The 7,579-nt window shown below is 38.2% G+C and carries 10 protein-coding genes; 5 read left to right on the plus strand and 5 right to left on the minus strand.

What is annotated here, in order from left to right:
• Nucleotides 1–123: 123 nt before the first annotated feature.
• The 3 genes from P375_RS01015 to P375_RS01025 all read right to left on the minus strand — a co-directional run bounded on the left by P375_RS01015 (nt 124) and on the right by P375_RS01025 (nt 2,283).
• A complete protein-coding gene (locus tag P375_RS01015) occupies nt 124–726 on the minus strand; it encodes a sugar O-acetyltransferase (protein WP_039133301.1) in 603 nt (200 codons plus the stop codon).
• Nucleotides 727–729: 3 nt separating this feature from the next.
• Complete coding sequence (locus P375_RS01020; RefSeq protein ID WP_039133304.1) at nt 730–1,674, minus strand: NADP-dependent oxidoreductase; 945 nt, start codon at nt 1,672–1,674, stop codon at nt 730–732.
• A 63-nt stretch (nt 1,675–1,737) separates the two neighbouring features.
• A complete protein-coding gene (locus P375_RS01025) occupies nt 1,738–2,283 on the minus strand; it encodes a DJ-1 family glyoxalase III (protein ID WP_039133306.1) in 546 nt (181 codons plus the stop codon).
• Between the two features lie 144 nt (nt 2,284–2,427).
• On the opposite strand from P375_RS01025, the gene P375_RS01030 reads away from it, so the two are divergent.
• Complete coding sequence (locus P375_RS01030; protein WP_018346972.1) at nt 2,428–3,126, plus strand: 7-cyano-7-deazaguanine/7-aminomethyl-7-deazaguanine transporter; 699 nt, start codon at nt 2,428–2,430, stop codon at nt 3,124–3,126.
• Here the strand turns inward: P375_RS01030 and P375_RS01035 are convergent.
• Nucleotides 3,092–3,856 carry a class I SAM-dependent methyltransferase gene (locus P375_RS01035; RefSeq protein WP_039133311.1) on the minus strand — a complete coding sequence of 255 codons (765 nt, stop codon included), beginning with the start codon at nt 3,854–3,856 and terminating at the stop codon, nt 3,092–3,094. The two genes, P375_RS01030 and P375_RS01035, sit on opposite strands and share 35 nt — an antisense overlap.
• Nucleotides 3,856–4,953, minus strand: a complete 1,098-nt coding sequence (trmA, locus tag P375_RS01040) for a tRNA (uridine(54)-C5)-methyltransferase TrmA (RefSeq protein WP_039133314.1) — start codon at nt 4,951–4,953, stop codon at nt 3,856–3,858. The genes P375_RS01035 and trmA overlap by 1 nt, the downstream gene beginning before the upstream one ends.
• Before the next feature lie 236 nt (nt 4,954–5,189).
• Here trmA and raiA point away from each other — a divergent pair, with 236 nt between their 5' ends.
• The 4 genes from raiA (at nt 5,190) to arsB (ending at nt 7,408) form a co-directional block, all read left to right on the plus strand.
• Complete coding sequence (raiA, locus tag P375_RS01045) at nt 5,190–5,510, plus strand: ribosome-associated translation inhibitor RaiA (RefSeq protein WP_039133318.1); 321 nt, start codon at nt 5,190–5,192, stop codon at nt 5,508–5,510.
• Nucleotides 5,511–5,624: 114 nt separating this feature from the next.
• Nucleotides 5,625–5,945 (plus strand): ArsR/SmtB family transcription factor, encoded by a 321-nt coding sequence (locus P375_RS01050; RefSeq protein ID WP_039088836.1) that lies wholly within the window; start codon nt 5,625–5,627, stop codon nt 5,943–5,945.
• A 51-nt stretch (nt 5,946–5,996) separates the two neighbouring features.
• Entirely contained in the window at nt 5,997–6,410 is a 414-nt protein-coding gene (gene arsC / locus P375_RS01055; protein WP_039088800.1) for an arsenate reductase (glutaredoxin), read from the plus strand.
• Between the two features lie 2 nt (nt 6,411–6,412).
• Complete coding sequence (gene arsB, locus P375_RS01060; protein ID WP_039088799.1) at nt 6,413–7,408, plus strand: ACR3 family arsenite efflux transporter; 996 nt, start codon at nt 6,413–6,415, stop codon at nt 7,406–7,408.
• Nucleotides 7,409–7,579 lie beyond the last annotated feature (171 nt).

The following is a 7,579-nucleotide window of genomic DNA, read 5'->3' on the forward strand; positions in this document are numbered from 1 at the left end:
TGTCTGAAAAGGTGCAACATAATGGTTGTTTAAATTAGTTCCTTAGGTTATTTGCCGCCTAGTGTTTGGGGCGGCTTTTTTTATCTCTGTTATTTGCGTTAATTGTAGCTTGAATTAGTGGCTTTAAACAGTGCGATCCAGTTGTTGATACTGTTTACGATCCTGATCGTTGATTTCTCGAATCACTCGACAAGGGTTGCCGAACGCTAAACTGTTTGCCGGAATCGATTTTGTTACTACGCTGCCGGCACCGATAACGCTGTTTTCACCGATAGTAACACCGCCTAAAATCACGCAGCTGCCGCCAATCCAGACATTATCTTTAATAATAATTGCCTTTGCTTGTTCATAGCCCTGATTTCTTTGCTGATAATGCAATGGATGCCCTACCGTATAAAGACTGACATTAGGGGCGAACATCACATTATCACCGATGGAAACCTTGCCGCTGTCCAAAATTGTGCATTGATGATTAGCAAAAAAATTGTCGCCGACTTCAATATTGAAGCCATAATCGCAGAAAAACGGCGAATTAATATGCAAATTATCGCCGCATTTACCAAGCAGACGTTCTAATAATAGCTTACGTTGCGAATCAGCCGGTGCAAGCTGATAATTGAGTTGAAACAACATCTGCTTCACCTGTTGTCTGATTTTGCTTAAGTCGGCATCGTTTGGAAAGTGAGGCAATTCTGCCAGCATTTTTTCTTTTTCAGTCAATGACATAACTTACCCTAGCTGTAAATCCAACACAATTTTACCACTGGTTCGTCCGCTTTCGAGTTGACGATGTGCCTGTTGAATATCGGTTATTGGTAATACTTGCGCAATCTTTAAGTACAAGCGGTTTTCTGCTAAATCATTCAGCATTGTTTCCAGATCCTGACGATTTGGCACCGCCAACATCTTTTCCACCAGCAGTTGCTGTTCAGCCCCAGCCTGTTGTAATAACGGTACGTGAATGGTAGGAATGCAGATAACACGTCCTCCTTTTTTCACCATTTTCAATGCAGCGACACCGCTCTCACCACCTACTAAATCAATAAAAAGATCGGCATTGAGATCGGGATAAGCGTGCGGATGATGATAATCAACGGTGTGATTTGTACCTAAAGCCAATGCTTGTTGCTGTTTAGCTTCGGAACAGATAACGGTAATATCGACATTCTCTTTGGCTAAAAGCTGTAATAATAAATGCCCGACACCGCCTAACGGTGCAGACATTACTATTTTCTGTCCGGCAGAAACGTTTGCCTGTTTCAGAATTTGCAATGCGGTAACGGCAACGGTCGGCATTGCACCTGCTTGTTGCAATGAAACTGCTTTCGGTACGCGCGCAACCAAATCAGCATTGACCGCAACATAACGGCTATAAGCGCCGCCGTCAAAGGTGAGTGCGGCAACGCGTTCACCTACATTAAAACCGCTTTCTGCACCGGCTTGAACCACAATACCGGCAAGATCAAACCCTAACACTGCCGGAAATTGTGATTTAAATTTTTCTGCGCCCCAACCTAAACCTTTGCGTGTTTTAAAATCGACCGGATTGACGCCGGCAAAGTGATTTTCGATTAAAACTTGGTTGGCATTGATAGTCGGCATTGCTAATTGAGGCTGAAATTGAAGCACATCCGCTTCCCCGAATGCTGAAATGGTTACGCCATAGTTTTGCATTATCGCTTCCTTTTTTATGTTAATCGTTGCAATGATAGGGTGAATAAATGTAATTAAAATGTATTAGTAATAAAGCTGTTGTTTTAGCTGTTCAGCGGCATCAACACCGAGTAATTGCGCGACAATCGCCAAGCCAAAATCAAAAGCAGCGCCCGGGCCACGACCGGTAATAAACGGTGCATCAATGACAGCAGCCAGATGACGATAATTTACTTCGTTATTTATTAAGTCGGCGCGCATTGAAGGGTAGCAAACCGCATTTTTACCTTTTAATAATCCGACTTTTGCTAAAGCGGTCGGTGCTGCACAAATTGCTGCAACCCATTTTTGCTGCTGTGCAAATTGACGATAAGTGTCAGCCAACGCCGCATATTTTTCGAGATCAACCTGACCACCCGGCAGCATTACTAAATCGTAACTGTTTAGATCAGTCTGATTCAGTAATTGATCAGCAACCATTTTGACATTATGGGAGGAAGAAACGATCTCGGTGTTATCAATGGAAATGAGATCAGTGTGTAAGCCGGCGCGTCTGAAAAGATCATTCGGCACTAATGCTTCAGACTCTTCAAAACCTTTGGTTAATAAAATAGCAATTTTTTGTGTCATCTTCGTTCTCCTTTTGTTGTGTAATTCTGCCATATTATATGCTTTTTCTTGCAAAATTTTATCATCAGCGTATCATTCACCCCCTATTTTTGTAGTTGGGTTCCCTCACCCCAAAGATTTTCATTGAGATAAAAAGGACACAATATGGTATCAGCTCAAGCGATTTTCGGCGATCGTCAAAAACGTCGTGCATTAATTTTACTTTCATTTTTCCACATTTTTATCATTGCTATCAGCAATTACCTCGTGCAAATTCCATTCACCATCAATTTAGCGTGGTTGGATTTCAGTTTTCATAGCACTTGGGGAACGCTAACCTTTCCATTTATCTTTTTAGCCACTGATTTAACCGTGCGTGTTTTCGGTGCAAAAGAGGCACGCTGGATTATTTTCTGGGTAATGTTTCCGGCACTGATTGTCAGTTATGTTATCTCTACGCTCTTTTCTGATACGCAATATCAAGGTTTAGCCGCGTTGGCAACGTTTAATCTGTTCGTTTTTCGTATTTCTATCGCCAGTTTTGCCGCATATGTGTTCGGTCAATTATTGGACGTGTTGGTGTTTAACCGTTTAAGACAGTTAAAAACGTGGTGGATTGCGCCGAGCAGTTCGATGATCTTCGGTAGTTTATGCGATACTTTCGCCTTTTTTGCGATCGCTTTCTATCACAGTACAGATGCTTTTATGGCAGAAAACTGGGTAGAGATCGGCTTTGTGGATTATTTATTTAAACTCTTGATTGGTTTGCTCTTTTTTGTGCCGATTTATGGTGTGGTTTTGAAAGCGATTATGCGGAAATTGGCGTTGCTTAATCTTGCGCAAATGCAGCAAGTTCGTGGTTGATGTAAATATCAAAACGGTGATTTTTGGTTGTTTGGCTGAAATGCGGTTTGCATTCTGCCAAATAACCGGCGTAATCGGGGCGTTTCACCACTACCCGATGAGCTAATTTCAATGCTGTTGCCAATAGCTGGTCCGCATCTAAATCTGCCCCAACCAAGGATTGGAAAACGCGCATCTCTTTCTTGACTAACGCACTTTTATTTTTATGCGGAAACATAGGATCAAGATAAACCACATCAAATTTCTCTGTTTTCGGATCAAGTTCTGCTATGGTTTTAACCGGCAACAATTTCATTCGTTGTTTCATAAACTCACCGATTTCAGCATCTCTATAAGCACGTTGTAAGCCATCTTCTAATAAAGCAGCTACTATCGGATTGCGTTCTACCAATGATACTTCACATCCGATTGATGCCAACACAAAAGCATCTCGCCCTAAACCTGCAGTTGCATCGAGAACTTTTGGTAATTTTCCTTTTTTTACACCAACAGCTTTAGCTACTGCTTCACCACGACCACCACCGAATTTACGTCGATGTGCCATTGTTCCGGCAACGAAATCGACACAAATCGCACCGAGCTTCGCTTCATCCGTTTTATAAAGTGCCAAGCGTTGCGGCTCTAAAACCAACGCGAATGGTGCTTGCGGATCATTTTCTAACTGCCATTTTTCGATCATTTGACGAAATTTTTCATCATCGCCGGATTGATTAATAAGCTGAATCTGCATTATTTCCTCACCAAATAGACACCGCTTTCGATATGGTGCGTGTAAGGAAATTGGTCAAAAAGTGCTGCTTTTTCAATATGATGAGTTTGACTTAAAACGGTTAAATTTTCTGCCAAAGTTTGCGGATTACAGGAAATATAAAGAATATTGTCATATTGTTGCACCATTTTTAAGGTTTCCACATCCAAGCCGGCACGAGGCGGATCAACAAAAATGGTGTTGCATTGATACTGTTTAAGATCAATCCCCTTCAGGCGATAAAATTCGCGCACGCCTTGCAATGCCTGCGTAAACTCTTCTGCCGACATTCGAATAATTTGCAGATTATCAATATGATTGGCAGCGATATTGAATTGTGCTGCCTGTACTGAAGGTTTAGCGATTTCAGTCGCCAACACTTTTCTAAAATGCTGTGCTAAAGCCACTGAAAAATTGCCATTACCACAATAGAGTTCTAACAAATCACCTTCGGCATTTTCTGTGCAGGATAATGCCCATTCAATCATTTGGCAGTTAATGCCGGCATTCGGTTGGGTAAAACTGTTTTCAACTTGGCGGTAGATATAATTTTTGCCGTTGATTGGCAACACTTCATCAATAAAATCCTGATCCAAGCAAATTTTCTGTTTATTGGCACGCCCGATAATTTGCACATCAAATTGTTGCTGTTCAAGCTGTTGTTTCAGTTGTTTTGCGGCAGCGATCCAAGTTTCATCCAACTTTTTATGGTAAAGCAGACTGACGATAATTTTATTGCTGACGGTACTGAGATAATCAATCTGGAATAATTGATTACGCAAAATCGGTTGCTGTTTAAGCAATGGCAGTAATGCACTCATCATTGCATTGATTAATGTTGAAGCAATTGGAAATTGATCAATGCGATAACGCCGCTTACTTTGCGGATCAAACATAATGTGATAAAGATCATCGCCATCGTGCCAAACCCGAAATTCAGCACGCATTCGATAATGTTTCAATGCGGAACGATGAACCTTAATCTCACCCTGAAAGAAAGGTTTAAGTAATTGAGTTAGATAATAAATTTTATCTTCTAACTGTTGATTGTAATGTGATTCGGAAAAGTCAGTCTGCATAATATTATCGCTTGAGTCAAAGAATGGGGCGCATTCTAACATAAAAATCAGTATGGACGAAAAAGCACGATCTAAAAATGTAAAGCAGATTATTTTAGAAATTTGACCTACTTCACTATTCTGAAAAATAAACGATAAAAGGCTTGAAAAGCTGATCATACGGCATTATGTTCTTAAACAGGAACAGGATTTTTTCTTGACTGGTAACAGTCTTATTACAATGAGAGGTAAATGTTATGACCCTAAATATTACAAGCAAACAAATGGAAATTACCCCAGCAATTCGTTCCCACATTGAAGAACGTTTAGCAAAATTAGGCAAATGGCAAACCCAGTTAATAAATCCTCATTTTATTTTACAAAAACTGCCAAAAGGATTTGGGGTGGAAGCTATGGTTGGTACACCTTTCGGTAACCTTGTCGCGAAAGCGGAACACGAAGATATGTATGCTGCCATCAATGATGTACAAGAAAAATTAGAACGCCAACTTAATAAATTACAACATAAAGGAGAAGCAAGACGAGCTAGTGAACGTCTAAAAGATTCTTTTAATTAGTTTTATCGTTGAAGTTTAAGGTCTAGCAATTTGCTAGACCTTTTTTATATTCAGTAATTACTATTATTTCAATAATTATTGAAATAATTGAGAGAGAAGTTTATGATAGAAAATATGAATACAAAAACAGCTAGTATACTTTTTGATAGTTTAGCTTCGCCAGTTCGCTTGCGGATTTTTCAAACTCTGATGGAAACAGGTGTAGAAGGAATGATAGCTGGGGATCTGGCTAAAGTACTTAATATTGCACCAAATAATCTTTCTTTCCATTTGAAAAATTTAAGTAAGTCAGGATTAGTTTCGTGTGAAATAAATGGTCGATTTGTTAGATACTATGCAAATTTAGATTTAATGACAGCGCTTATTTCTTTTCTTACTAAGAATTGTTGTTCGAAAAGTGATAGCCACCATCGTTGTGAAGAATTTTGCAGATAAATTGCAAAATTTTTTACTATTTTATTTCAATAATTATTGAAGGGTTTATTTATGGAAACTATTACAATTTATCATAATCCTAATTGTGGGACTTCTAGAAATGTACTAGCTTTAATTCAGCATTTAGGTTTCCCTACAAATATTATCTATTATTTAGATACCCCACCGACTGAAAAAGAGCTACGTAATTTATTACAACAAATGGGGATGACAGCTCGTCAACTATTGAGAATAAATGTTCCACAGTATACGGAATTACATTTAGATAACTCTGATTTAACAGAAGATTTTTTGATCCAAAAAATGGTTGAGTTTCCAATCTTAATTAATCGTCCAATTGTTATTTCTTCAATGGGAGTGAAATTATGTCGTCCATCAGAAACTGTTTTAACAATTTTACCGAAAGCATTGACTCAAGATTTCGTTAAAGAAGATGGTGAAATTATTGCAGCAAGAGAAAGATAATTATGGGATTATTCGAACGTTTTTTAAGTGTATGGGTAAGTTTAGCAATTGTTTTAGGTGTATTGATAGGTATGATAATACCTGAACAGATAAAGAATATTGCTTTACTTGAAGTAGCACATATTAATATTCCAGTTGCTATTCTAATTTGGCTGATGATCTATCCCATGATGATTCAAGTCGATTGGGATGCAATAAAAGATGTAGGGAAAAAACCGCAGGGGCTATTCCTAACTTTAGTGATTAACTGGTTAATTAAACCTTTTTCAATGGCATTAATTGGATGGTTATTTTTTAACTTTGTTTTTGAAAGTTGGGTTGAGCCTCAAGCTGCTAAAGAATACATATCCGGTATGATTTTATTGGGTGTCGCGCCTTGTACTGCAATGGTATTTGTTTGGTCACAATTAGTGAGAGGAAATCCTAATTACACATTAGTACAAGTATCCGTAAATGATATTGTAATGATCTTTGCTTTTGTTCCAATTGCGAATTTTTTACTTGGTATAAATCAGATTGAAATTCCATTAGCCACCTTATTTTATAGTACAGTGCTTTATATCATTTTGCCTCTTGTATTTGGGGTGCTAACAAGAAAGGCTTTATTAGATAAGCAAAAATTGGTAAGTGATTTTTGTCTAAAAATGAAACCTTTTTCTATATTAAGTTTATTACTTACTGTTGTGTTACTGTTTGCATTTCAAGCAGAAGTTATTTTACAACAACCTTTTATTATTATTCTGATTGCGATTCCGTTATTAGTGCAAACTTATGGAATTTTTTTCCTTGGATACTTTTCTGCAAGAATATTGAAGTTGCCTAAAGATATTACTGGACCAGCCTGTTTAATTGGAACGAGTAATTTTTTTGAATTAGCTGTTGCAGTTGCAATTTCATTGTTTGGGTTACATTCAGGCGCTGCATTAGCAACAGTTGTTGGCGTATTAGTCGAAGTACCAGTTATGCTGTCATTGGTTTATTGGCTGAATAGACGATAGAGAAGCAATAGGTAAGATTGGAATATAAAAAACAGCCTATTGCCACTTTGATCTGCACCCCAAAAATTGGACTTATTATCCAACAACATACAGAGGTGCAGATTTTTTATGACTAAATATAACCAAACATTTAAACAACAAGTGGTAGATTTCTACTTTCAACACGAGGAA

Source organism: Gallibacterium genomosp. 2, assembly GCF_000771895.1.
GTDB lineage: Bacteria > Pseudomonadota > Gammaproteobacteria > Enterobacterales > Pasteurellaceae > Gallibacterium.